Below are 24,109 nucleotides of genomic sequence, written 5' to 3' on the forward strand. Positions count from 1 at the left end.
CTTCGGTCATTCTTTCCTCGTAATGACGTAATGTATTAAAACATCTTTCAACTTCTAAAATTTTGCATTACCTTTGTTTTCCAGATACGTTTGGATTTTATATGAGTCAAAAAGTTTTACTTAACGCAAAAGAGGTAAACATCATTCTACACCGTTTGGCTTGTCAACTTATTGAAAAACACAACGACTTTTCAGATACTGTTTTAATTGGGCTGCAGCCCCGTGGCGTGTATTTGGCAGACCGTTTAGCCAAGATTTTACGGGAAGATTATAAAGTGAAAAATATCCAGTTGGGGTATTTAGATATTACTTTTTTCCGCGACGACTTTAGAAGAGGCGACAAGCCGCTTGAAGCCAATAAAACGAAAATCAATTTTTTGGTTGAAGATAAAAACATTGTGTTTATTGATGATGTTTTATATACCGGACGCAGCATCAGGGCAGCTTTAACCGCAATACAATCATTTGGTAGACCGAATGAAATTGAGCTATTAACCCTTATAGACAGGCGTTTTAGCAGACATTTACCTATTCAGCCAGATTATAGAGGCCGACAAGTGGATGTAATAAATAACGAAAAAGTAAAAGTAAACTGGGCAGAACACGACAAAGAAGATTCGGTTTACTTAATTGAAAAATAAAATAGAATGAGCGAATTAAGTGTAGATCACTTATTGGGAATTAAATATCTTAATCAACAGGATATCCAACTTATTTTTGAAACAGCCGATCATTTTAAAGAAGTGATCAACCGACCCATTAAAAAAGTACCTTCGCTCAGGGATATTACCATTGCCAATTTGTTTTTTGAAAACTCTACAAGAACAAAACTATCGTTTGAATTGGCTGAAAAACGTTTGTCCGCAGACGTGCTCAATTTTTCTTCGGCACAATCATCGGTTAAAAAAGGGGAGACCTTAATTGATACGGTAAACAATATTTTGTCCATGAAAGTGGATATGGTTGTGATGCGTCATCCCAATCCAGGGACAGGAGTGTTTTTGTCAAAACACGTCAATGCACGAATCATCAATGCTGGTGATGGTGCCCACGAACATCCCACACAAGCCTTGCTGGATTCTTATTCCATAAGGGAAAAACTGGGCGAGGTGAAAGGAAAAAAGGTGGTTATCGTTGGTGATATTTTACATAGTAGGGTAGCCCTGTCAAATATATTTGCGCTCCAACTTCAAGGTGCCGAAGTGATGGTTTGTGGGCCAAAAACGCTATTGCCTAAATACATTGATAAACTTGGAGTAAAAGTTGAAACTAATCTCCGTAAAGCTTTAAATTGGTGTGATGTAGCAAATATGCTACGTGTTCAAAATGAGCGTATGGATATTAGTTATTTTCCATCCACGCGTGAGTACACACAACAGTTTGGTGTAAACAAAGAATTGCTCGATTCTTTGGACAAGGAAATTACGATTATGCATCCCGGCCCCATAAACCGAGGTGTTGAAATCACGAGTGATGTGGCCGATTCAAAACAGTCCATAATCCTAGACCAAGTTCAAAATGGTGTGGCCGTTAGAATGGCCGTTATATACTTATTGGCGTCAAAAATTAAACAGTAAATTATGATTTTAGACCAAGACGGAAACATAACTACAATTACGCAAGAAAAAGCCACGATTGTAGAACTGGTTAAAAAACTCAACGAGTTATACCCAAAGTTTAAAAACGATAATGTTATTGTTGCTTTAACATCCTTAAAACCTCTTGGGTTGGATGATATTGTTGAGTTTTTACAAATTTCAAACAAGCATAGAGGTTCAAAGCATTCCTTTGTAATCGTTTCAGATAAGGTAGACCTCGAAAGTGTTCCAGATGAAATTGTAGTTGTTCCTACCATCCAAGAAGCTTACGATATTATAGAAATGGAAGAAATGGAGCGTGATTTAGGGTTCTAATGTTTGTTGCTTAGTTGTTTGTCGTTTGGCAGTTTTTTCGACTTAACAACTTAACAGCTTTACAACATACAATATTATGAAATTAACCATTTTAGGCTGTTACAGTGCCACTCCAAGAACATTAAACAATACAACTGCACAAGTGCTGGAAATTAACAACCACATGTTTTTAATCGATTGTGGTGAAGGCACTCAGGTGCAATTGCGTAGGCATAAAATCAAGTTCAGCAGGATTAAGCATATCTTTATTTCGCACCTTCATGGCGACCATTTTTTTGGATTGGTTGGTTTAATTTCTACATTCAGGCTACTCACGCGCGAAACTGATTTACATATTTATGGGCCCAAAGGCATCAAGGAAGTGGTGACGCTTCAATTGAAATTGTCTGATTCATGGACAAACTATAATTTGATATTTCATGAATTGACTTCCAAGCAATCTGAATTGATTTTTGAGGATGATAAAGTAGAAGTTCATACTATTCCTTTAGACCATAGGGTATACACCAATGGGTATTTGTTCAAGGAAAAGGAAGGACTGAGAAAGCTAAACAGAAAAGCAGCCGAAAAAGCCAACATCAATGTGGCCTACTACAGAAAACTCACCCAAGGTTTTGATGTTGAAAATGAAGATGGTGTGCACATAAAAAACGAAACTGTAACCAAACCAGGACCTAAACCAAAAAGTTATGCGTTTTGCAGCGACACCATTTATAAAGAGGAAATTGTTCCAATTATTGAAAACACGGATGTGCTATACCATGAGTCCACATTTTTAAACCAGCACAAGCATCTGGCCACAAAAACCAAGCATGCCACGGCAAAACAAGCTGCATTGATTGCAAAAAAAGCGCATGTGGGCACATTGATTCTAGGCCATTATTCAACACGATATGACAGTCTAAGTTTATTCAAAAAAGAAGCTCAGGAAATATTCGAAAATGTTGAATTAGCAGAAGATGGTAAATTTTTTGAGTTTTAGGTTTAAAAGGCTTAAAAGTTATTCAAGGCTTTCTAAAAGGTTTAATAAATCATTTTAAGTAAATTAGTGGTGTCGTTACGGCACCAAACTTGCTCTAAAATTAAACTATGGAAAAGGATTTAAGCAATTACCGGAAAACTTATCAAAAGGGGGAGTTGCGTGCACATGAAGTCCCCGAAAACCCTTTGGAATTGTTCCAAAAGTGGTTTTATGAAGTAGATATGCATTTTAGTGAAGATGAAACCAATGCCATGACTTTGTCAACAATAGGTTTGGATGGGTATCCAAAAAATAGGGTCGTGCTATTAAAAAAATACACCTATGAAGGTTTTATTTTTTATACCAACTATAAAAGTGAAAAGGGAAAAGCTATTGAGGCTAATCCAAAGGTATGCCTTTCCTTTTTCTGGCATGCAGCTGAAAGACAAATAATTATTAAGGGCAAAGCAGAAAAAATTGCGGAGAATTTAAGCGATGGCTATTTTGAATCGAGACCTAGGGGTAGCCAATTGGGCGCTTTGGTTTCAAACCAAAGTGAGGTGGTAAAGAATAGAGCATACCTTGAATCTGAATTGTCAAAATTGGAAACTAAATTTGATGGCAAGGACATTCCACGACCAAAACATTGGGGAGGCTATATTGTTAAGCCTGTTGAAATGGAATTTTGGCAAGGCCGCCCCAATAGGCTTCACGACAGAATTCGATATACATTACAAAAAGACTATAATTGGTTGATTAATCGACTATCTCCATAAAATACCGTCAAAATACTATTTTTTTATTTTAACAATGCATTATATCGATGTATTTTGTATTTCATCGATTTTAAACTTGTCATTCATCGAATTGTAAAGCTTCAATAGCTAAAATAGTCATTAGGGTAAATAAATTTATGACCCCAAATCTAAATGACTTAACCTATGAAGTTACCAATCAAACTGCCGTTATTGGCTCTATTGGCTGTGTTGACATTTTCTTCATGTTCAACAGACAACCTAGACGACATGGCCGAAGCTATGGAAATGAATCTTGTGTCCGTAGAGGCCAAATCAATAGAAGTTGAAATTCTTGACCTTATAAATGACCACAGACTTTCCCAAGGATTAAGTCCTCTTGAAGGTATGAATATTATAAAATCTGTTGCTTTTAGCCATACCGACTATATGGTTGGTACTGGTGAAGTATCGCACGCTAACTTTTATACAAGAAGCAATTATTTAAAATCACATGCTGGAGCAGAGCGCGTATCCGAAAATGTGGCTTATGGTTATAGCTCGGCAGAATCTGTTGTAAATGCTTGGCTTAAAAGTGAAGCACACAAAGAAAATTTAGAAGGAGATTACACAAACTTTGATATTTCCGCTGAAAAAAATGAAGAAGGTAGATGGTATTACACCAATATCTTTATAAAAAAATAAGATTGTTTCTCTAATGAAACGATTAAAACATACCATTTTGATTTACTGATTAATAGCCTAGAATAAATTAAACTGGTAATTATTGATAACTTAACCGTTATTAACTTTAGTTTTTGGAATAGGATCCTCCCAAATAGATTTGGGAGGATTTTATGTTTTATTTAATGCTTATTGTGCCATTTCTATAGAGATCTAATGCTCCCTTCAATAAAGCTTCTATTGTTTTTAGTGGAATATCTCTGTTGGGATTCACCCTAAAAATTTTCATTCTATTTCGGGTGCCAGTTTCCAATTTTGGATGAGTCAAATGGTTGCCTTCAACAAAAAGGATATAAGGCTCATCTGTTTTTTTATCGACCCAAAGGTAGCAGAACATTTTTTTCTTGTAGCAAAAACAGGGCATGCCATATTTTGTTGTTTCCGAAACATTTTCGCCTTGATTTAGAATAACTTTCCTAAGGGTGATCAAACAGCTTTTGTTCGGTTCGGTTTTGCTTAGATAGAAGTCACTGTTCATCATTGGAAAAGAACCGTTAGCTACCCAACAAAAAGCCCTTTAAATCTTCGTATGTGGAAATAACAACGGCTTCCTTGTCTTTTCCCATAACCGATTGTATTTGTTCGGGTAAAGGCTGCTTTTCATTAATCACTTCTTCTACAACATCCAAAAATTTGGTTGGATGCGCGGTTTCCAAAAACACACAGTGCGCATTCGGGTTTTCCTTTAAATATTCCTTACAGCCTAAATAACCAACAGCGCCATGGGGATCTGCCACATAATTGTAGTTGTTGTAAATCTCCAACATAGCTTCTTTCGTTTCGTTATCGGTAAAACTATAAGAAGAAACGTTGTCTTTTAAGGTTTCAAAATTGTTTCTGTAGATTTCTTGGATACGTATAAAGTTACTTGGTGCACCAACATCCATAGCATTGCTGATGGTTTGTATGGATGGTTTGGGTTCGTACAACTGCGATAGTAAGTAACGCGTTACAACATTATTTACGTTATTTGAAGCGACAAAGTGCTTAATTGGCAAACCTAATTGTTGCGCCATCATACCAGCACAAATATTACCAAAATTGCCACTAGGCACAGAAAACACAATGTCATTATACTGTTTATGCAATTGTTTATAGGCAAATATAAAATAGAATAATTGTGGTAACCAACGTGCTACGTTAATAGAGTTAGCTGATGTCAACTGCATTTTGCTTGTTAAACTTTCATCTAGAAATGCCGTTTTAACCATCGCTTGGCAATCGTCAAAAGTACCATTGACTTCCAATGCTTTGATGTTTTGCCCCAATGTAGTTAATTGTTTTTCTTGGATATCACTAACTTTTCCACTAGGATATAGAATAACTACATTAACCCCTTTTACACCTAAAAAGCCATTAGCCACGGCACCACCTGTATCGCCGGAAGTGGCTACCAAAACGGTGACTTCCCTATCGTTATTTTGATTAAAATAACCCAAACAACGCGCCATAAATCGTGCGCCAACATCCTTAAATGCCATAGTTGGCCCGTGAAACAATTCCAAAGTGGAAATTTTATTACTAAGTTTTACCACAGGAAAATCGAACGACAATGTTTCTTCAACAATCGATTTCAAAACATCGTTTGGAATTTCGGGAGACACAAATTGTTTTATGGTTTCGAATGCAATTTCAGAATAGGACAAATCATCGATATTGTCAAAAAAGGATTTAGGTAACGGTGTTATACTTTCAGGAAAGTATAGTCCTTTGTCTGGAGCCAAACCTTTTATAACAGCATTTTTAAAGCTTGAATTGGGTGCTTTATGGTTTAATGAGTAATAATTCATTTTTTGTTTAGTCGATTATTTTTATGCCTTTGGTGTTAATTTTGGAAACATGTATATCAAAGTCAATTCCAGATTTTGCATATACAGTTTTCATAGCCTCTTTAACGGTTTTAGCAGTTTCCAATCCTTTACTTAAAGAAAAAATAGATGGTCCCGAACCAGAAATACTTGCTCCTAAAGCACCTGCTTTTAAAACTTCATTTTTGACCTCATTGTAAAAAGGAATGAGTTTGCTTCGGTGTGGTTCAATAATGACATCCTTAAGGGAATCTTTTATCAAATCATAATCACTTGTATGCAGTCCATGCACCAAACTTCCTAAGTTAGACCATTGTGTAATGGCGTCGGCAAGTGGAACTTCCTTTGGCAAAACAGCTCTAGCCTCAGATGTTTTTATTTCAATTTGTGGGTGAATAATGGTTGCATATAAATCATTCGGACAAGGAATTTCCAAAATCTTAAGTGGCACAACGCTTTTTACTAAGGTAAATCCACCAAAAAGGGCAGGGGCAAGATTATCGGCATGCTCACACTTACTGGCCAATGCTTCTCCTTTAATGGCAAATTCAGTCAGTTGGGTTTTGTTGAAAGGTCTTCCCAATAATTCATTCATGCCAAAAACACTACCAACAGCACTAGCGGCACTACTGCCAATTCCGCTACCAGGTTTAATTCTTTTATATATTTCTATTTCAAAACCAAAATCAACATCAATGGCATTGTACATGGCCAGTGCCGATACGCCCGCGACATTTTTTTCGGTTTCATAGGGTAATTCGAAACCTTCAATACGTGAGATGCGGATGCCTTTTTTATCTACTTTTCTTATGACCATGTCGTCCCCAACACTATCCAAGCAAAAACCTAAAACATCAAAACCACAAGCCACATTGGCTACCGTAGCTGGTGAAAATATTTTTATTTCGTTCATTTTATCAATTAAATAGTTCTCGGCTGCGCTAGAGCAAGAAATGGCACTTTGTTTATGCAATTCCATATTAAAATTTAATCGTTTCCAATTCTTATAATATCAGCAAACAGACCTGATGCCGTTACGTCTGCTCCAGCACCAGCACCTTTAATAATCATAGGTTGATTCACGTAACGGTGTGTGTAAAACATCACGATATTGTCACTTCCTTGTAAATTATAAAAGGGGTGTCCCTCTGGGATTTCCTGTAAACCAACACTTGCCTTACCGTTATTGAATTGGGCAACATACTTTAATTGACAATTCTTAGCTTTAGCGGAAGCATATAAACTTTGATAATGTGCTTCATCAGCAATCAACGTTTTATAAAAATCATCAACTGTGTCACTTTTTAAGCCAGCTTCAGATAGGAAAGACGTATTTTCAATGTCTTCCAAGTCCATTTGTGTTCCACTTTCCCTAGCGAGAATTAAAATCTTTCTGGCCACATCAACACCGCTCAAATCAATTCTTGGGTCGGGTTCGGTATAGCCTTCAACTCCTGCTTGTTTCACAACATCATAAAATTTTGTCTGATCATTGAAATTGTTGAAAACAAAATTTAAACTACCGGACAATACCGCTTGAATTGATGTTACTTTATCTCCAGATGCTATCAAATTATTAAGTGTGTCAATAATAGGCAAACCTGCACCAACATTAGTTTCAAATAAAAGAGGCGCATTATATTCCAATGATAGGCGTTTTAGCAATTTATAATTATCAAAATCACTCGAGCAAGCTATTTTGTTACAAGCAACAATGCCAATACTTTCTTTAAGGTATTGGGCATACAAATCAGCTACATCTTTATTTGCGGTTACATCAACAAAAATACTGTTTCGTAAATTCAAGGATTTTGTTCTATCGAAGAAACCCTGCAAAGTAGCTTTTTCACCATTTTCGAGTTGTTCTTTCCAAGTTTTTAAATCGATGCCATCTTCATTGAAAACCATTTTTCTGGAATTTGACAACCCAATAACGCGCAAGTTTATTTTTAAGTTTTCCTTTAAGTACTTTCTTTGTTGTTTTATCTGTTCAACCAAACGCTCACCAACATTTCCAACTCCTGTAATAAAAACGTTCAACTGTTTGGTTTTCGACTCAAAAAATTGCTCGTGTAATGTGTTTAGCGCTTTTTTTACATCACTTTCCAAAATAACTGCAGAAATATTCTTTTCAGAAGCACCTTGGGCAATCGCTCTAATATTAATGTTGTTTTTTCCTAAACTACTGAACATTTTGCCACTTATGCCTTGATGGTTTTTCATATTATCCCCAACCAACGCAATGATGGACAATCCTGTTTCAACAATAATGGGGTCGATTTTGCCTAATGCAATTTCATTTTCAAAAACCGCGTCAATAGAGCTTTTGGCCAGTTCGGCATCTTTTGCTTCTATACCAAGACAAATAGAATGTTCTGAAGAAGCCTGGGTAATTAAAATAACATTGATTTTTTCCTGTGACAAAGTTTCAAACAGGCGCTTAGAAAACCCTGGAATGCCAACCATACCGCTTCCTTGTAAGGTGAGTAAAGCAATATTATTGATGTTACTTATCCCTTTAACAGGTCCATTGGTGTTAAACGGATCGTTTGAAATTATTGTTCCGGTTGCCTCAGGTTCCAAAGTATTTTTAATATGGATTGGAATGCCTAAACTCAATACAGGTTGCACTGTTGGTGGATACAAAACCTTTGCTCCAAAATGCGAAAGTTCCATAGCCTCTTGATAAGATATTTTCTCAATAGGGTAGGCCTGTTTCACCATTTTTGGATTGGTAGTGAACATACCGCTCACATCTGTCCAAATCTCAAGTTGTTCCACGTTCAATGCTGCGGCAACAATGGCTGCTGTAAAGTCCGAACCACCGCGCCCCAAGGTAGTTTGCTCCCCTGATTTTGATTTAGAAATAAATCCTGGAAGTATGGTTATTTTTTCTGAAGCAGATTTAAAATAGGCTTGAATATTTTTGTTGGTGCTTTTATAATCAACTTCCGCTTTGGTGAAATTTGAATTTGTGGTAATTAATTCTTGTGAATTTTTTCTGTTGGCAGACAAACCTCTGTTTTTCATCGTTTCTGCAATAATGAACGATGAAAGAAGTTCACCAAAACTCACTAGTTTATCAGATGTTTTGGGCGACAATTCATTAATCAAATAAATACCGTCCAATAAGCTTTTTAATGCATTAAGCTTTTCATCTGCATAATTTATGATAGCTTCGTATTTATCAGGGTTTAATTCTTTTATAATACTGAAGTGAACGTCCTTTATCAAATTAAACGTGTCAATAAAAGCATCATCTTTGTTTTGGGCCTGTTTTCCGGCCAGAAGCAGTTTATCGGTAATACCACCAACGGCAGAAACAACACAAGCTATATTGCCGCTTTTACCATAATTTTCTAAAATGTTGATGACGTTATTTATATTTTTTGAAGAACCTACCGAAGTTCCTCCAAATTTTAAAACTTTCATGTTTTAATATGTTGAATAATTGAAAAAATACTTGAAATATTGTAATTCTTAAAATTACAAAGATAGCCTGAAGAGTATATAATTAGCAACCCCAAGGGGTTGTAATATTTGTGATTGTACCAAAAAAAGATGCAGCTCCTTGAGGAGTAACAGAAACAACAGTTGCAATATTTTGGCTTAAATAATTCATTGTAGTGAATAATACACCTCAAAAGTATTACTTTTAAGCTAATAAAAAAACTAAAATATTTTTTTTGTAGTATTCTTATATTGAGGCATCTTTTATAGAAAATAAATGGCAAACCCCAATAAGAACTGAAAAATCTATAATCGATTAAAATGAAGATTTTTTCCAAAGAACAAGTATACCAAGGCGACAAACTTACCACAGAAAGACAAAATATTTCGTCGACAGATTTAATGGAGCGTGCCGGAACGCAAATTTTCAATTGGATGCATATGCGCATGCAAGGTGCCCAAGTACCTGTTCATGTTTTTTGTGGCATTGGCAACAATGGTGGAGACGGATTGGTCATAGCCAGACACCTGATTACGTATGGTTACAACGTAAAAACCTATGTGGTAAATTATAGCGACAAGCGCTCTAAGGATTTTTTGATCAATTATGATAGAATGAAAAACGTTACCAAGCATTGGCCAACATTATTGAAGGATGAAGACGAATTTCCAGAAATTCAACCAGAAGACATTATTGTTGACGGTGTTTTTGGTATTGGCTTAAATCGACCTGTTGATGATTGGGTAAAAGCCTTGTTTGTGCATTTCAGAAAAACGAAAGCATTTACACTTTCAATTGACATCCCTTCTGGACTTTACACAGATAAGGCTGTGGAAGATGAAAACGCGGTGGTTTGGGCTGGATTTACTTTGAGTTTTGCTTCGCCAAAGTTAGTCTTCTTTTTACCCGAAACGGCAAAATACACGGTGCAATGGGAAGTTTTGGATATTGGATTAGATCAGGAGTTTTTGCAAACCACGGAAACAGAATCTGAACTTATTGGAAAACTTGAAGTCCTACCAAATTATATTCCAAGAGAAAAATACGCCCATAAAGGAACTTACGGTCATGCATTAATTATTGGTGGCAGTTATGGGAAAATTGGCTCAGTAAATTTAGCAAGCCGGGCAGCGTTATCATCGGGAGCAGGATTGGTTTCTGCCTATATTCCTAAATGTGGTTATGTGCCTTTGCAAACGTCTTTTCCAGAGGGCATGATTTTAACGGATACCGATGAAGAAAAAATAACATCAATAAAACTAGATTTTGAACCCACTATTGTTGGATTGGGAATTGGCATAGGGACTGACCCAAAAACAACAAAAGCCATAGAAGACTTCTTAAAAACCAATAAAACGCCGTTGGTAATTGATGCCGATGGTTTGAATATATTATCCAAAAACAAATCGTTTTTAAAACTATTACCTGAAACTCCAACCGTTTTAACACCCCATCCAAAAGAATTGGAACGGCTAATAGGTAAATGGAAAGATGATTTTGATAAACTTAAAAAAGCAAAGGCATTTTCAAAAAAACACAATGTTGTTGTAGTTATTAAAGGAGCACATACCATTATGGTTTTTGATGAAAAACTATATGTAAATACTACTGGAAATCCAGGCATGGCCACAGCGGGCAGTGGCGATGTGCTAACGGGTATTATAACTGGATTGATATCACAAGGTTATCATCCTGTTGTTGCTAGCATTTTTGGTGTTTATTTACACGGTAAGTCGGCCGATATTGCTGTTGAAGATTTTGGCTATCAAAGTTTAATTGCAAGCCATATTATTGAATATTTAGGTGAGGCATATTTAGATTTATTTAAACAACCCGAGCCACCACAGCAAGAGGAAGAACAAGATAACGATGTATAAAAAAAGCCGCAATTTGCGGCTTTTAATTATTAGTATTCTTTTATTAGTGATTAATAATAATTCGTTTTGTGGCTTTTAAATTATCTTGTCTAATTTCTACAAGGTACAAGCCATTTTGGATATCATCCAATTCTATGGTTTTGTAGAGAATTTTGGAGTTTACTTTATATTCAAAACTATTGATTAACCTTCCTTGAATATCATAAAGATTAACAGAAACCTTATTATTGGTCAATAAATTATCCAGTTTAATATTGATGTCTCTCTTTGTTGGATTTGGCCAAATGGAAACATTGGCCAATTCAAACTCGTTTGTACTTAAAGTACTATTCAAATTGACAACTTGGTTAGGTAACCATCCGTTTGCACCGTTCTTTATATCGACTTTAAAACTATCGGCATAAGCAACTGTGTTGCTGTTTTTATAAGTTATTTTACCTGTATTTACATCATCTTGTGTAAAGGTATCTCCAACCGATAAAACAGCAGCTTCCTTTTCAAGTGTCCCACCCGTTGGCAATGCTACAATGGTATATGTTTGTTGTAAAGCGGTCTCACTTGTAGATGTTGCTTCAATGTCTGAGCTCAAAAAGGTGTACGTGCTATTTAATGGTGCATTAAACCCATTATTTGCAAAATTAGGAATAGAATTTACAGCCTCTACAACACAAATATCAACACTGAACGCTATAATGTCACCACCGTCACCATTATTAGGGTCAAAAACTCTAAGTGTCCAAATACCGTCTGCAGCAGCTCCGCTAAAAAACGATAAGCTTTCTAAAGGTAAAACAGTGCCACTAATACTTGGAATTGCAGCATCATCACAATATAGCGCTGTACCATTATCCGAGTAAGTAACATTAAAATTATCGCCATCTCCGGGGCTGTCGGTCTGTCCTCCAGTATCCGTATTACAAGAGCTATTAAAAAGTAACACATCAGCGTTGCCAATACTTGCAGGGCCTTCTAAAGCAATGGAAATATCGTTCACCCAAGTATGGTTGATTTCAAAGCTTGTTTCAATGGAATTAACAGTTAATCCTCCAGTATCTACGGTTACGGGAACCGATGCAGCATCGTTTGGTGTTGTCAAGATATTGGCATCTGAAAAATCTGTAGCATTAAAAACGTTATTCCCACAATCAATCGTTCCAACCTGAAAACTAAATATTTCTGAATAAGCACCGGTACCACAACTATTACTTGGTTTAACCCTCCAGTAATAAACGGTTTCTTCAACAAGGTCAGAGAGATCAAATTCTAAATTACTTACTGTTCCTGAAAAATCGATTGATGAAAATGATGGACTTGTAGACACTTCAACCAAATAATTTTCTGCATTTAAATTCTCTTGCCATTCCAAGGATAATGTTGAAGGCAATGTAGTACTACCATTTGCTGGATAAGACAAATTCATGGGGTACGGTGAAAAATCAGAATGTAAGACCCTTAATTCGATTGATCTGGTTTCGGTTTCATTGCCATCATCACCAATGACATCAATAAGATAAGTATTGGCAGGTACATTGGATAGATTACCAAAAGTAACATCAAAACTTCCATCAGCATTCAAAGAAGTTGGCGTTATATTTGCCGTAGCATTAGCTGGAACATTGCTTAATGAGAAATTAGTAGTACCTCCACCTGTTTGCAAATAATCAAAACTATAAGTTGCCTCATTTGGAGAGCATATTGCTTGCACTGATTCTTGGGTATTAAATGTAAAGTTTGAAGACAAACCAGTAATAATCAAGGAAAAATTTTGGGAACCTCCCACAAGTGTTCCTTTGTGGGTAACCCTGATGGTATATGTTCCAGAGGCACCAACAACATCAACACGCTCATAGGGGTCAACAATATTATCGGCTTGTGTGTTCGAATTAACTCCCGTTAGTTTCCATGGTCTGTAAGCTGTTCCAGATTGGCTAATTCTTATATCCAAATCATTCACCAAAACAGGGGTGCCATCATTTGGAATTCCTGTATTCGTGATTGCTGCACCAGGCATATCCGTCCAAGAAATGGATGCCATTAAAGGGCTAATTCCATCAGATTCAACTTCTATCGTAAACGTTTCACCATTTTCAAGGACTTCTTCAGAAACCCAAGATGAAAAACCATTTTCTGAGATAGTCTCCACAGCAGCTTTGGCGTTTAGCAAGCCCCATCCTGTTGTTGCATCTGGTCCAGTCATTTCTGTATCATCTGCTGTATGCAAAGCAAGACCTTTTAGGGTTGCAGCCTTCATATATTTATTGTTGATGTTGTGGTAATGCTGTTGCAACAATAGTAAAGAACCACAAACATTTGGTGATGACATGGATGTTCCAGTTGTCGTACCGTATGAAAAAGGCCTTCTGCTAAATGAGGAGTACAGCGCCGTTCCGTTACCCATGATATCTGGCTTAACTCTAAAGTCATCAGTTGGCCCTTCAGAGCTCCCTGAATTTCTAACAACGCTAATTAATGAACCATCAACATCTATTGAAGCATCCTCTCCATTGGCAACAACCAAATTGTTTTTAGACGTAGCATTAAAAGTCAATTTATCAAAATTGGCATTGCCACCAAGCGGGGAAGTATTTGAGGTATTATCATCCCCTGAATTACCTGCTGAAGTAACTTGTAAATAATAAGGTGCGTTGTACATTAATTCGTCCCAATCTCTAGAATCTTGTGTATATGCACCAATATAAAAACTTAGGTCACCAGTTAAGTTTTGAGGATCAACACCATAGGAATGGTTAGATAGTAGCATTCCATTGTTTGCCGCAGTAGTGGCCTCGCCTAAATCGTTGATTACGTTGTAATTTATAGCGTATGCTTGAGGTGCCATGCCTTTGGCAGCAGCCTGAAATCCAGAAGCAATTATTGTACCCGTAACGTGGGCGGCGTGGTCGCTCAATGCGGTTTCATCATCTCCAATAGACAACCTGTTTTCACCGCCAATGCCATCATATTCATTGTGGTCAACAAGCCCAACACCTTCAACCTCCCAAATATGAACGGTCATATTTTGACCTTCCAAATCTAAGCCAAGGCCACCCCCAGTATGTAAAAAGTTTGTCCGAGTTGATAGGGCTGCATTGGCATTATCTGTCCTCCAATAAATAGGTTTTCCTTTTACAACTTCCTTTAGGTTATAAGCCGTTCCTTTTTCTTTGTAGCGTATTGGCCAACCATTTTGATTTGCCATTCTAATTGCCGCATTATACTTCGCTTTGAAAGTGGTTTCAAATCTAGTTTGGAGTTTTTCTAACTTTTCAGTATTATAATCTTGAGTGATTTTTTTTAGTTCCTTTTGGGTTTGTGCGAATCCCGTGGAAACGAAAAGCATGCACAAAACTGCACACAGGCTTTCTTTCAAATAATTTTTTAGCATTACAATTTTTTTAGGTTCTCAAATATAAGTAAAACTGAATTATTCTGACAAAATTTTAACCTTTGCAATTAATGAAAAACAAATTAAATTTTGTTTTGACTGCATTATTTTAAGTCAAAACCAGATAAAAATGAATTATCAGTAATATTTAAACTGGAATGAAAGCCTTATAATGGCTTTAAATAAGAGCCATCAAAATCTTTTAAACACCCAATTCGCTTAAAACTTTCACAAGGTTTGGGTCTGAAGGTCTTGGGGCATCAGGATTTACGATGTTCCCATTGGGATCCAAAAGAATGAATCGTGGAATACCATTTATGCCATAGTCTTTAACAAAAGAAGAGTTCCAGTCGTTATCCGCAAATAACTGGATACCCTGAAGTTCTCTATCGGTAACCATGTTTTGCCATTTTGTAAAATCTGATGCCTTATCAATTGAAATACTAACAAACTCAATGTTTTTATCATGGTATTGGGCTTCAACTTTCTTCAAAGCAGGTATTTCCCTAACGCAAGGGCCACACCATGTTGCCCAAACATCAATGTAAACATATTTTCCCTTAAGGTCGTCCAATGAAGTTGTGCCACCTTTATGATTTTTATAATTAACAAATTTTGGTGAAACTTTCCCGATTTCTATAGCGGTTAACTTTTTGTATTTATCAGCAATTAATTTATTGTTTTCATCATCCGTAGAATATTCAGTATACAGTTTGTAAAACTCTTTTACATTTTCACTTTTAACCAAGTTGAAATTAGCAAAATCAAATAAAAGGCCATTTTTTATAGCTTTATTAGGAATTTCACCAAGGGTTTTCAAAAGAGCTAAATCAAACGGCATACTTTCCGTTTTTGAAAGGTTGTCTGCTCTCTTTTTATAATATTCTGAAACCAAGGCTTTGTAGTGATGGGAGAATTCAAAATCTTCTTCATTTGAATAATCTATATCGTTCAATTCTTTTAAAAAATCTTCTGAGACCCTAAAGTTTGCATCTTGTGCCAACTGTATGTGCGCCATTTCATAAACGCCAAGCATCCTTAAATAGTTGTAATGGATATTTCTTTCCTCTTTTTTAATAAAGTTTTCAGGGATATTCTTGGCATTGTGCAACAATGATTCTTGCTTAGCTTTAAAGGAATTAAGCTTGTCTAAATACTCAGCTTCATCAAGCGCATAAATGGTTCTTAAGTTCCCAAGAAGCTCTTGTTCCTCTTTTCTTTTTTCAGAAAGGTAATTGCTTATTTCAGCCCCGTTTCCTGTTATATTCAATGTATTGGGAAAGTCTTGGGCATTATAATTTATATTCAAATTAAAACCTGGTTCAACATATAAAAACACAGGGTTTTTTCCATCAAAAAGGACGTAGTTGCTTCTTTTAGTACTCAAAGTATCCGAAAAAGTTCCATCAGGAGAAACAGCAAGAACTTCCTTGAAACTTTGGTCGTAGCTATTTATGGAAAGCTCGTTAGGGGTTTTATTGCTTATTTTACCAGATATAATGGCGTAACCGGATTTTGGATTTTCTTTGCAGTTCATTAGTGCCACTGCACAAGCAACTATAAGAAGCTTCTTCATTTTTCTTTTTTGATTTTTGGTAAAAATAAGCAATACCAAACTTAAACGTTAAATTTTAACAATAGTTTAGAGGATGTCTAGAAATTAAAGGTTTTGTCTTATAATTTGTGGGTCAATCGTTTATAAGGAACAATTTCTGGAATAATGTTTAATGCAAATAATTGATTTTGTACTGTATTGATGGTTTCTTCATCAATTAACTCTTGCGACCATTCTGTAATTGTGAGCCATTCCTGAACGTCTTCAAGTTTTTGCTTATATCTGTTGGCAATGGTTTTGTCTATGCTTGGTATATTTTTAAAATCAGAAGTTGTGTTATTGATGATTTCCAATATAGTTTTTAAATCATCTTTGTTTGATTGAATAAAATCTTCACGCACGGCTATTACAAAACAGGGCCATGGAGTAGGGCAATTGCCTATATTTCTAAAAACACCTTTGTCAACCAATGGCTTGGTGGTGAATTTTTCCCAAAGAAAATAATCTGCAGCACCATTGGTTAACCCTTCGACGGCACCATCCAAATCATTGATAACTTCAAAATCTAAATCATTTTCTAAATTCCAATTATTATTTTTCGCATTTACATAGGCCATTAAATGTGACCCAGACCCATACCGACTTATGGCTGCCTTGGTGCCCTTTAAATCTTTTATGGTTTTATGTGTTGAATTATGCGCCACATGAATGCCCCAAACCAAAGGCGACTCGACAAATGTTTGTACAATTTTACTAGGATTACCTGCAATGATGTCTTTAATAATGCCCTCTGTTAAAATAACGGCCATATCAATATCACCATTCCTTAGTCCATGGCACATGGCACCGGTTCCATCTGGATAATCAATCCATCTTAAGTTGATGTCTTTCTCTTTATATTCGCCATCTTTAAGCGTAAGGTACCATGGCAAATTAAAATGTTCTGGCACACCGCCTATTTTAACTTTCTTCATTAATCTGTAATTTTTTCCGCTATTTTATCCAAAGCATAAACAATTAAATTATCTATGACTTTGGATGTGTCTTTACTAAATGTTCCATTTGCCCTGTTGGCAATGATTGCATTTAATGAAACTGCATGATGCCCAAGCAACTTTGACAAGCCGTATATGGCCGATGTTTCCATCTCAAAGTTTGTAATTTGGATACCTTTAAAATTGAAAGAATCCATTTTGGAGTTCAGTTTTTCGTCTTGAATTGGCAAGCGAAGAACCCGACCTTGAGGACCATAAAATCCTCCTGCGGTGGCAGTCAACCCTTCAAACATTTTATTCCCTTTAAAAACCTCGAGTAGTTTTTCGCTGGCTTTAACAACTATTGGTTTAGCCTTATCTTTACTCCAATTGGTATGGGTTATAAATGCATTTTCAATATCTGGATCCCCAATCGATTCCATTTCATATGAATGAAGCATTCCATTAATATCTAACCCGTAACTACTTGATAAAAAAGAATCTACAGGAATATTTTTTTGCAAAGACCCAGAAGTGCCAATTCTTATAATATTTAAGCGGCTAAGCTGGTTTTTAACTTTTCTGGTTTTAAAATCTATATTCACCAAAGCGTCCAATTCATTTAAAACAATATCAATATTGTCTGGACCAATGCCCGTCGAAAGTACACTTAGGCGTTTTCCTTTATAAATCCCGGTCTGGGTTTTAAATTCACGTTTTTGGGTTTCAAAATCTACGGATTCAAAATGCTTAGTCACCTTTTCAACCCTATCCTGATCACCAACAAAAATGATGGTATGGGCAATGTTTTCGGGCTTTAAATTCAAATGGTAGATACTGCCATCGGCATTTAATATAAGTTCAGACTCTTTAATCGGCATTTAAAACGGACTTTATGAGTTTGTTTTTCTCTACGCTAAAAAAGAAATCAGACTTTTTGACTCCACCAAAAACCATGTTATTATCGATGTCTCCAGAAAAATTATGGCTGCCCAAAAGAGCTTCATGGCCTTTTCTGTTCAATTCTAATCCATCTTCCTCAACTGTATAAAACACCTCCAGGTAATCAATAATTCGGGAAAGTTGCAAATCGCCATATCCATAATATCCCTGATAATTCAAGGCGTAACCCAATAAATGGTTTTTAGAGGTAATACCGTACTTATTGATGATTTCCAATATATTTCTTTCAATGACATTCAAGCCGTCAATTGAATTTGGAAATCGTTCTAGATGCGCTTTCAGGCAATTGCTCAGATAGTCGAAAGAGGACGCTTTCACAATAAAGGGCTTTAGCAAATTATGGTCAACACCACAATAGATGCCCCAAACCGTAGTGGCTATTTCGATATCTTCATCAGTTAGGCGAACTTTCTTTTTGTAATGCTTTATAAGTTGCTGTGAAGAAAGTTCAGAAAGCCCTATTAGCCCTTTACTTCCTTCGCCTCGTCCACTAGATACTAAATAAAGCGGAAGGTTTATTTTTTTCTGATGAAGTAGGCTTATCACCGCCACCATGTTAATATGGCAAAACAAATCGTATTCAAACCAGAGCACAATTTCTGAATAGTTTTCAACGTGATTTAGTTTATCAAGCTCTTCTTTAATTTCGTCTATATTCAATTCTATATCATAGAATTCATTTAGGAAAGATTTTCGGATTTCAAGAAATTCCTCAGAATTTATATGCTCTATTGTTGGGCCTTCACAAAGCATTTCCTGCCAGGTCAACATGTCACCTTCAACTTTTAAATCGGTTAAAACGTTTGTTAAAACGCTACCATTGGTTATATGAAGTGGTTTTTTTTCCATGATTTAGCCCCCAACACGTTTTACTTTAAACCCTTTTTCCTTAAGCATTTGCATAATTCTATCTCTGTAATCTCCTTGAATGATTATTTTTTCGTCCTTAAAACTTCCACCAACACTTAGTTTGGTTTTTATCTCTTTAGCTAGAATCTTAAAATCTTCTTGGGCGCCGTTGTAGCCTTCTATAATGGTAATTGGCTTTCCTTTTCGTTTCTCATATTTGCAAATTATGGGGTCATCTTGTATCCAAATTTCAGGAGAATTTCCCGTTTCATCTTGTATTTCTTCCTCAACATGTTCAGGAAATAAGTTTTTCAATTGGTCTTTTAAGTCCATGAGCTCTGCATTCAAAAAATTAAGAAAGGTAGATTACTTTTTTATGAGACCTAATTCTATTAACCGTTCGTTTAGAAACTCTCCTGCTGTAATATCCTCGTATTGCTTTGGGTTGTTTTCATCAATGCAGCCTTCTAATACGTTTAGCTTCATGTCGCTAATGGGATGCATAAAAAATGGAATGGAATATCGTGAGGTTCCCCACAACTCTCTCGGCGGATTGACCACGCGGTGAATAGTAGATTTTAATTTGTTGTTTGTATGCCTAGACAGCATATCACCAACATTAATCATTAATTCGTCAGGTTCTGCAATGGCATCAATCCATTCGCCTTTGTGGTTTTGCACTTGAAGACCTCTACCTTGGGCGCCCATAAGCAAGGTGATTAAATTGATATCACCATGCGCTGCAGCCCGAACAGCCTCTTTTGGTTCTTCTTTAATGGGCGGATAGTGGATTGGGCGTAAAATGGAATTTCCGTTGTGGATATATCCATCAAAATAAGTTTCTTCCAAACCTAGATGAAGAGCAAGAGCGCGCAAAACATATTTTGCTGTTTTCTCAAGCATTTTATAGGCTTCTTTTCCAACTTTATTAAAATTTGGTAGTTCTTCAACCATCACATTGTTGGGATATTCGGTCTTTAGCTTGTCGTTATTTTCAACATATTGACCAAAATGCCAAAACTCCTTTAAATCACCTTCTTTTTTGCCTTTAGCGCTTTCCTTTCCGAAGGACACGTAACCACGCTGACCACCGATTCCCGGAATTTCATATTTCTGTTTGGTTTCAACAGGAAGATTGAAAAAATTCTTTACTTCACTGTAGAGGTTGCTTACCAATGTATCATCTAAAAAATGTCCCTTTAAAGCCACAAAACCTATTTCTTCATAGGCTTTACCAATGGCGTCAACAAAGTTTTGTTTTCGTTTGGGGTCTTCTGATAGAAAGTCGTTTAAATTGACACTGGGAATGGAAGTCATAAAGTTTTATTTTTAGATGTAATAACACAAATGTACAAAATCATTGCAGAAATTATGGTAATGCCAGCCCTATAACTTTTACACTCATTTTTGCTTTTTATGGTATATTTGAGAAGCTGAAAATGGTTTTACGAACTTATGGAATACATAATAAATAATCTGGACCAAACACTCTTAATTGAATTGTACAAGAACCTTCTGAAACCTAGAATGATAGAGGAGAAGATGTTGGTTTTATTGCGCCAAGGGAAAATAAGCAAGTGGTTTTCGGGTATTGGGCAAGAAGCTATTTCGGTAGGGATTACCATGGCTTTGGATAAAGAGGAATACATTCTGCCAATGCACAGAAATTTGGGTGTTTTCACAACTAGAAAGATTCCGTTGTACCGTTTGTTTTCACAATGGCAAGGAAAGGCTTCGGGATTTACAAAAGGCAGGGATAGGTCCTTTCATTTCGGTGCGCAACACTATAAAATTGTGGGCATGATTTCGCATTTGGGGCCGCAATTGGGAGTTGCGGATGGCATTGCTTTGGCTTCAAAACTAAAAGACAAGAATTCCGTTACGGCTGTTTTTACAGGTGAAGGAGGCACAAGCGAAGGTGATTTCCATGAGGCTTTAAATATTGCTTCGGTATGGCAATTGCCTGTTTTATTCTGCATTGAAAATAATGGTTATGGCCTTTCAACACCAGCAAGCGAACAATATAATTGCAAGGATTTGGCCGACCGTGGATTGGGCTATGGTATGGAATCGCATATCATTGATGGCAATAATATTCTTGAAGTTTATACTAAAGTCAGTGAAATTGCTAAAAGTGTTCGAGAAAACCCTAGACCAGTATTAATTGAATTTAAAACATTCAGAATGCGCGGACATGAGGAGGCGAGTGGCACCAAATATGTTCCAGATGAATTAATGAATGAATGGGCAAAGAAAGATCCTATTTTAAATTATGAAGTTTTCTTGAAACAAAATGGATTTATAAGTGATGAAGATATTCACGCTTTAAAAGAGTCAATTACCCATGAAATCGAGGAACATTTAAAGGTTACTTTTGAGGAAGAAGATATCATTCCGAATGAAACAGATGAATTAAATGATTTATTTCAAAACTTTAAATATCAAGAAGTTAAACATAATACAGAGACTAAAGAAATCCGGTTTATAGATGCTATTTCCGAAAGCCTAAAACAAAGCATGGAGCTTCATAAAGATTTGGTAATTATGGGGCAAGATATTGCCGAATACGGCGGTGCATTTAAAATTACGGAAGGCTTTCTTGAGCAATTTGGAAAAGACAGAGTTCGGAATACACCCATTTGCGAATCTGGAATTGTTGAAACCGCCATGGGATTGTCCATTGCCGGGATGAAGAGTGTTGTAGAAATGCAGTTTGCGGATTTTGTGAGCTCTGGTTTTAATCCCATTGTAAATTACTTGGCCAAGTCGCATTACCGTTGGGGACAAAACGCTGATGTGGTTATTAGAATGCCCTGTGGCGGCGGCGTTGGCGCTGGTCCTTTTCATTCACAAACCAATGAAGCCTGGTTTACAAAAGCTCCTGGATTGAAGGTGGTTTACCCTGCATTCCCATATGATGCCAAAGGTCTTCTGGCAACAGCTATTAATGACCCTAATCCTGTGCTCTTTTTTGAACATAAAGCGTTATACCGAAGCATTCGCCAAGACGTTCCAGAAGATTATTTCACGCTACCATTTGGCAAGGCTTCAATGATAAAAAAAGGTTCGCAGATTACTGTAATAACTTTTGGAGCAGCGGTTCATTGGGCACTGGAAACTTTGAACAAAAACCCAAATGTTTCAGCAGATTTAATCAATTTAAGAACGCTACAGCCTTTGGACACCGAAACGATTTATGCATCTGTAAAGAAAACGGGGAGGGCCATCATTTTACAAGAAGATTCCCTTTTTGGTGGAATAGCCAGTGATATTTCAGCTTTAATTTTGGAAAATTGTTTTGAATATCTTGATGCACCCGTAAAACGCGTTGCCAGCATGGAAACCCCAATACCTTTTGCCCCTCAATTGGAGCAGCAATACCTTCCCAAAAACAGATTTGAAAACACCTTGTTGGAACTATTAGCCTACTAATTCTTATCTTTAGTGGAATGGAACGATTTGCTTCAAGGATTTTATGGTTTTCTATGGTTGTTTTGATGTTCAATTGTGTTGATGAACAAAAACGGTTTGAAAACCAATATATCTGGGATTCCCAAAATGTAACGGCAACGGCCTACAATTCATTGGCTTATCAAACGGATGCCAATCCAAATATAACGGCATTTGGTGATAGTTTAAAACCAGATTTAAAATGTATTGCTGTTTCAAGGGATTTATACAGAAAAGGCTTAAAACACAATATCCCAGTCAAGATTGAAGGTCTTGAAGGGATATATTTGGTAAAAGACAAAATGAGTGATAAGTGGAATAACCGCATAGATATTTATATGGGGCAAGATGTTAAAGCCGCCAAAAATTGGGGCAGAAGGCGGGTCTGTATTGAATACGGTATTCCCAAAAAGGACTGACCTTATTTTGTTTCCGCTTCTGAAAGAATAAAGGGATAAGCTTTTTTGACTTGATTCATTTCGTCTTCAGATAAATCGTTGGGCAATTTTTTAAGTATCTTCAGGCTGTACGCCTGACGTAATTCATAAAAAGCTTTTGTCAATTCATTTTGCACCGCCACATATTGCTGATAGGTGGTTTGCTGGCCATTTTGTAATGAAATAACAGCCAATTTCGGATTGTCTGATGAGTTACTTGCCCGTTCGCCGTTGCAATAAGTACACGAGCCATCACCGTTATTGTCCAGAAACTGTTTGGTAATTTCGTTTAACTCTTCAATGGCAATTATTTCATTTTCAACCATAATTTCGTCATTATTGTTGATTTCAATGCGCAAAATATTGCGTTCTGGCTTAATGCTATTGCAATCCATTCCCGGAGGGCATTCCTCAGGAAGCATTCTGTTAATGCCTTCATCAGAAGAAATGGTAGCCGTTACCAAAAAGAAAATGAGCAATAAAAATGCAATGTCTGCCATAGACCCTGCATTTACTTCGGGTACTAATTTTGAATGTCTCATGATTAAAGTTTAAATGTTAATAAAAACTTAAATCACAAAAACAATACCATAAGCATAAGATTTCCAGATTAATGCGCGTAGCGTTTTGCACCATTCCAGATGGATTCGTTTGAAGATTTAAAATCTATAATACGCTTACTAGCCAAAAGATGTTCTTGGGTAATGCTATTAAGATGTCTTGATATTTTGATGATCGATTTCATGTGTTGATGTATAAAAAAGTTTTGATTGATGAAAGATTTGGAATAAAGACGCTACTTATCTGTAGCGTCTTTTGCTGTTCCATTCGTGGCTTTTGGTGCCATTAATAGTGTCCGTTAATTGATTGGTGTTTAAAGTTCTCATGTTTTTTTGATTTTGATTTTTAAAAATGATTTGATTGATGAAAGTCTTTGCTACTTATAAGCGAATGCTTATCTGTAACGTCTTTTACTGTTCCATTCGTGGCTTCTAGTGCCGTTCAAAG

The 24,109-nt window shown here is 36.3% G+C and carries 22 protein-coding genes; 9 read left to right on the forward strand and 13 right to left on the reverse strand.

Annotated elements, in window-relative coordinates; translation table 11 throughout:
* The first annotated feature begins 101 nt into the window (after window positions 1-101).
* The 6 genes from pyrR to WJN01_RS08760 all read left to right on the forward strand — a co-directional run bounded on the left by pyrR (window position 102) and on the right by WJN01_RS08760 (window position 4,313).
* Window positions 102-641: a bifunctional pyr operon transcriptional regulator/uracil phosphoribosyltransferase PyrR gene (gene pyrR / locus WJN01_RS08735; RefSeq protein ID WP_445196774.1), complete on the forward strand. Its 540-nt coding sequence runs from the start codon at window positions 102-104 to the stop codon at window positions 639-641.
* Window positions 642-647: 6 nt separating this feature from the next.
* Window positions 648-1,577 carry an aspartate carbamoyltransferase catalytic subunit gene (locus WJN01_RS08740; protein ID WP_445196775.1) on the forward strand — a complete coding sequence of 310 codons (930 nt, stop codon included), beginning with the start codon at window positions 648-650 and terminating at the stop codon, window positions 1,575-1,577.
* A gap of 3 nt (window positions 1,578-1,580) precedes the next feature.
* On the forward strand, window positions 1,581-1,913 hold the full coding sequence (locus WJN01_RS08745; protein WP_445196776.1) for a ribonuclease Z: 333 nt from the start codon (window positions 1,581-1,583) through the stop codon (window positions 1,911-1,913).
* Window positions 1,914-1,989: 76 nt separating this feature from the next.
* The gene (locus tag WJN01_RS08750) at window positions 1,990-2,895 is read left to right on the forward strand and encodes a ribonuclease Z (protein ID WP_445196777.1); all 906 of its coding nucleotides are present in this window, start codon (window positions 1,990-1,992) and stop codon (window positions 2,893-2,895) included.
* Window positions 2,896-3,002: 107 nt separating this feature from the next.
* Entirely contained in the window at window positions 3,003-3,650 is a 648-nt protein-coding gene (gene pdxH / locus WJN01_RS08755; RefSeq protein WP_445196778.1) for a pyridoxamine 5'-phosphate oxidase, read from the forward strand.
* 165 nt (window positions 3,651-3,815) lie between these two features.
* Window positions 3,816-4,313, forward strand: a complete 498-nt coding sequence (locus WJN01_RS08760; RefSeq protein WP_445196779.1) for a CAP domain-containing protein — start codon at window positions 3,816-3,818, stop codon at window positions 4,311-4,313.
* 157 nt (window positions 4,314-4,470) lie between these two features.
* Here the strand turns inward: WJN01_RS08760 and WJN01_RS08765 are convergent, their stop codons facing one another.
* The 4 genes from WJN01_RS08765 to thrA all read right to left on the reverse strand — a co-directional run bounded on the left by WJN01_RS08765 (window position 4,471) and on the right by thrA (window position 9,592).
* Complete coding sequence (locus tag WJN01_RS08765) at window positions 4,471-4,833, reverse strand: DUF1801 domain-containing protein (protein WP_445196780.1); 363 nt, start codon at window positions 4,831-4,833, stop codon at window positions 4,471-4,473.
* Between the two features lie 13 nt (window positions 4,834-4,846).
* A complete protein-coding gene (gene thrC / locus WJN01_RS08770; RefSeq protein ID WP_445196781.1) occupies window positions 4,847-6,142 on the reverse strand; it encodes a threonine synthase in 1,296 nt (431 codons plus the stop codon).
* Window positions 6,143-6,149: 7 nt separating this feature from the next.
* Window positions 6,150-7,073: a homoserine kinase gene (locus tag WJN01_RS08775; protein ID WP_445197068.1), complete on the reverse strand. Its 924-nt coding sequence runs from the start codon at window positions 7,071-7,073 to the stop codon at window positions 6,150-6,152.
* Between the two features lie 74 nt (window positions 7,074-7,147).
* Window positions 7,148-9,592, reverse strand: a complete 2,445-nt coding sequence (thrA, locus tag WJN01_RS08780; RefSeq protein ID WP_445196782.1) for a bifunctional aspartate kinase/homoserine dehydrogenase I — start codon at window positions 9,590-9,592, stop codon at window positions 7,148-7,150.
* A gap of 339 nt (window positions 9,593-9,931) precedes the next feature.
* Between thrA and WJN01_RS08785 the strand changes: the two genes are divergently transcribed.
* The gene (locus WJN01_RS08785; RefSeq protein WP_445196783.1) at window positions 9,932-11,488 is read left to right on the forward strand and encodes an NAD(P)H-hydrate dehydratase; all 1,557 of its coding nucleotides are present in this window, start codon (window positions 9,932-9,934) and stop codon (window positions 11,486-11,488) included.
* Between the two features lie 43 nt (window positions 11,489-11,531).
* On the opposite strand, the gene WJN01_RS08790 is transcribed toward WJN01_RS08785, so the two are convergent.
* The 7 genes from WJN01_RS08790 to WJN01_RS08820 all read right to left on the reverse strand — a co-directional run bounded on the left by WJN01_RS08790 (window position 11,532) and on the right by WJN01_RS08820 (window position 20,531).
* Window positions 11,532-14,873 (reverse strand): S8 family serine peptidase, encoded by a 3,342-nt coding sequence (locus WJN01_RS08790; protein WP_445196784.1) that lies wholly within the window; start codon window positions 14,871-14,873, stop codon window positions 11,532-11,534.
* 202 nt (window positions 14,874-15,075) lie between these two features.
* On the reverse strand, window positions 15,076-16,449 hold the full coding sequence (locus WJN01_RS08795; RefSeq protein ID WP_445196785.1) for a TlpA family protein disulfide reductase: 1,374 nt from the start codon (window positions 16,447-16,449) through the stop codon (window positions 15,076-15,078).
* 98 nt (window positions 16,450-16,547) lie between these two features.
* Complete coding sequence (locus tag WJN01_RS08800; protein WP_445196786.1) at window positions 16,548-17,402, reverse strand: substrate-binding domain-containing protein; 855 nt, start codon at window positions 17,400-17,402, stop codon at window positions 16,548-16,550.
* Window positions 17,402-18,283, reverse strand: a complete 882-nt coding sequence (locus WJN01_RS08805) for a nucleoside phosphorylase (RefSeq protein ID WP_445196787.1) — start codon at window positions 18,281-18,283, stop codon at window positions 17,402-17,404. The genes WJN01_RS08800 and WJN01_RS08805 overlap by 1 nt, the downstream gene beginning before the upstream one ends.
* Window positions 18,273-19,214 carry a DUF1835 domain-containing protein gene (locus WJN01_RS08810; RefSeq protein ID WP_445196788.1) on the reverse strand — a complete coding sequence of 314 codons (942 nt, stop codon included), beginning with the start codon at window positions 19,212-19,214 and terminating at the stop codon, window positions 18,273-18,275. The genes WJN01_RS08805 and WJN01_RS08810 overlap by 11 nt, the downstream gene beginning before the upstream one ends.
* Window positions 19,215-19,217: 3 nt before the next feature.
* A complete protein-coding gene (locus WJN01_RS08815) occupies window positions 19,218-19,547 on the reverse strand; it encodes a translation initiation factor (RefSeq protein WP_445196789.1) in 330 nt (109 codons plus the stop codon).
* Window positions 19,548-19,580: 33 nt separating this feature from the next.
* Window positions 19,581-20,531 (reverse strand): isopenicillin N synthase family dioxygenase, encoded by a 951-nt coding sequence (locus tag WJN01_RS08820; protein ID WP_445196790.1) that lies wholly within the window; start codon window positions 20,529-20,531, stop codon window positions 19,581-19,583.
* A gap of 138 nt (window positions 20,532-20,669) precedes the next feature.
* Here WJN01_RS08820 and WJN01_RS08825 point away from each other — a divergent pair, with 138 nt between their 5' ends.
* Together WJN01_RS08825 and WJN01_RS08830 are read left to right on the forward strand one after the other, a co-directional pair.
* Window positions 20,670-22,646 (forward strand): alpha-ketoacid dehydrogenase subunit alpha/beta, encoded by a 1,977-nt coding sequence (locus WJN01_RS08825; protein WP_445196791.1) that lies wholly within the window; start codon window positions 20,670-20,672, stop codon window positions 22,644-22,646.
* Window positions 22,647-22,663: 17 nt separating this feature from the next.
* A complete protein-coding gene (locus WJN01_RS08830; protein ID WP_445196792.1) occupies window positions 22,664-23,083 on the forward strand; it encodes a 3D domain-containing protein in 420 nt (139 codons plus the stop codon).
* Window positions 23,084-23,085: 2 nt separating this feature from the next.
* Here WJN01_RS08830 and WJN01_RS08835 read toward each other — a convergent pair whose 3' ends face one another.
* Window positions 23,086-23,643, reverse strand: coding sequence for an ExbD/TolR family protein (locus tag WJN01_RS08835; protein ID WP_445196793.1), 558 nt, complete (start codon window positions 23,641-23,643; stop codon window positions 23,086-23,088).
* Window positions 23,644-23,711: 68 nt separating this feature from the next.
* Window positions 23,712-23,846, reverse strand: coding sequence for a hypothetical protein (locus WJN01_RS08840; protein ID WP_445196794.1), 135 nt, complete (start codon window positions 23,844-23,846; stop codon window positions 23,712-23,714).
* Window positions 23,847-24,109: the final 263 nt, after the last annotated feature.

Source organism: Tamlana sedimenti (assembly GCF_038148895.1).
GTDB lineage: Bacteria > Bacteroidota > Bacteroidia > Flavobacteriales > Flavobacteriaceae > Tamlana.

Excerpts from the sequence above, each read along its gene's own strand:
- WJN01_RS08840 (WP_445196794.1), bottom strand. The coding sequence starts at position 23,846 with ATGAAATCGATCATCAAAATATCAAGACATCTTAATAGCATTACCCAA.
- WJN01_RS08785 (WP_445196783.1), top strand. The coding sequence starts at position 9,932 with ATGAAGATTTTTTCCAAAGAACAAGTATACCAAGGCGACAAACTTACC.
- WJN01_RS08745 (WP_445196776.1), top strand. The coding sequence starts at position 1,581 with ATGATTTTAGACCAAGACGGAAACATAACTACAATTACGCAAGAAAAA.
- WJN01_RS08765 (WP_445196780.1), bottom strand. The coding sequence starts at position 4,833 with ATGATGAACAGTGACTTCTATCTAAGCAAAACCGAACCGAACAAAAGC.
- WJN01_RS08750 (WP_445196777.1), top strand. The coding sequence starts at position 1,990 with ATGAAATTAACCATTTTAGGCTGTTACAGTGCCACTCCAAGAACATTA.
- WJN01_RS08820 (WP_445196790.1), bottom strand. The coding sequence starts at position 20,531 with ATGACTTCCATTCCCAGTGTCAATTTAAACGACTTTCTATCAGAAGAC.
- WJN01_RS08835 (WP_445196793.1), bottom strand. The coding sequence starts at position 23,643 with ATGAGACATTCAAAATTAGTACCCGAAGTAAATGCAGGGTCTATGGCA.
- thrC (WP_445196781.1), bottom strand. The coding sequence starts at position 6,142 with ATGAATTATTACTCATTAAACCATAAAGCACCCAATTCAAGCTTTAAA.
- WJN01_RS08800 (WP_445196786.1), bottom strand. The coding sequence starts at position 17,402 with ATGAAGAAAGTTAAAATAGGCGGTGTGCCAGAACATTTTAATTTGCCA.
- WJN01_RS08815 (WP_445196789.1), bottom strand. The coding sequence starts at position 19,547 with ATGGACTTAAAAGACCAATTGAAAAACTTATTTCCTGAACATGTTGAG.
- WJN01_RS08775 (WP_445197068.1), bottom strand. The coding sequence starts at position 7,073 with ATGAACGAAATAAAAATATTTTCACCAGCTACGGTAGCCAATGTGGCT.
- WJN01_RS08810 (WP_445196788.1), bottom strand. The coding sequence starts at position 19,214 with ATGGAAAAAAAACCACTTCATATAACCAATGGTAGCGTTTTAACAAAC.
- WJN01_RS08740 (WP_445196775.1), top strand. The coding sequence starts at position 648 with ATGAGCGAATTAAGTGTAGATCACTTATTGGGAATTAAATATCTTAAT.
- thrA (WP_445196782.1), bottom strand. The coding sequence starts at position 9,592 with ATGAAAGTTTTAAAATTTGGAGGAACTTCGGTAGGTTCTTCAAAAAAT.
- WJN01_RS08805 (WP_445196787.1), bottom strand. The coding sequence starts at position 18,283 with ATGCCGATTAAAGAGTCTGAACTTATATTAAATGCCGATGGCAGTATC.
- WJN01_RS08790 (WP_445196784.1), bottom strand. The coding sequence starts at position 14,873 with ATGCTAAAAAATTATTTGAAAGAAAGCCTGTGTGCAGTTTTGTGCATG.
- WJN01_RS08795 (WP_445196785.1), bottom strand. The coding sequence starts at position 16,449 with ATGAAGAAGCTTCTTATAGTTGCTTGTGCAGTGGCACTAATGAACTGC.
- pyrR (WP_445196774.1), top strand. The coding sequence starts at position 102 with ATGAGTCAAAAAGTTTTACTTAACGCAAAAGAGGTAAACATCATTCTA.
- WJN01_RS08825 (WP_445196791.1), top strand. The coding sequence starts at position 20,670 with ATGGAATACATAATAAATAATCTGGACCAAACACTCTTAATTGAATTG.
- WJN01_RS08830 (WP_445196792.1), top strand. The coding sequence starts at position 22,664 with ATGGAACGATTTGCTTCAAGGATTTTATGGTTTTCTATGGTTGTTTTG.
- pdxH (WP_445196778.1), top strand. The coding sequence starts at position 3,003 with ATGGAAAAGGATTTAAGCAATTACCGGAAAACTTATCAAAAGGGGGAG.
- WJN01_RS08760 (WP_445196779.1), top strand. The coding sequence starts at position 3,816 with ATGAAGTTACCAATCAAACTGCCGTTATTGGCTCTATTGGCTGTGTTG.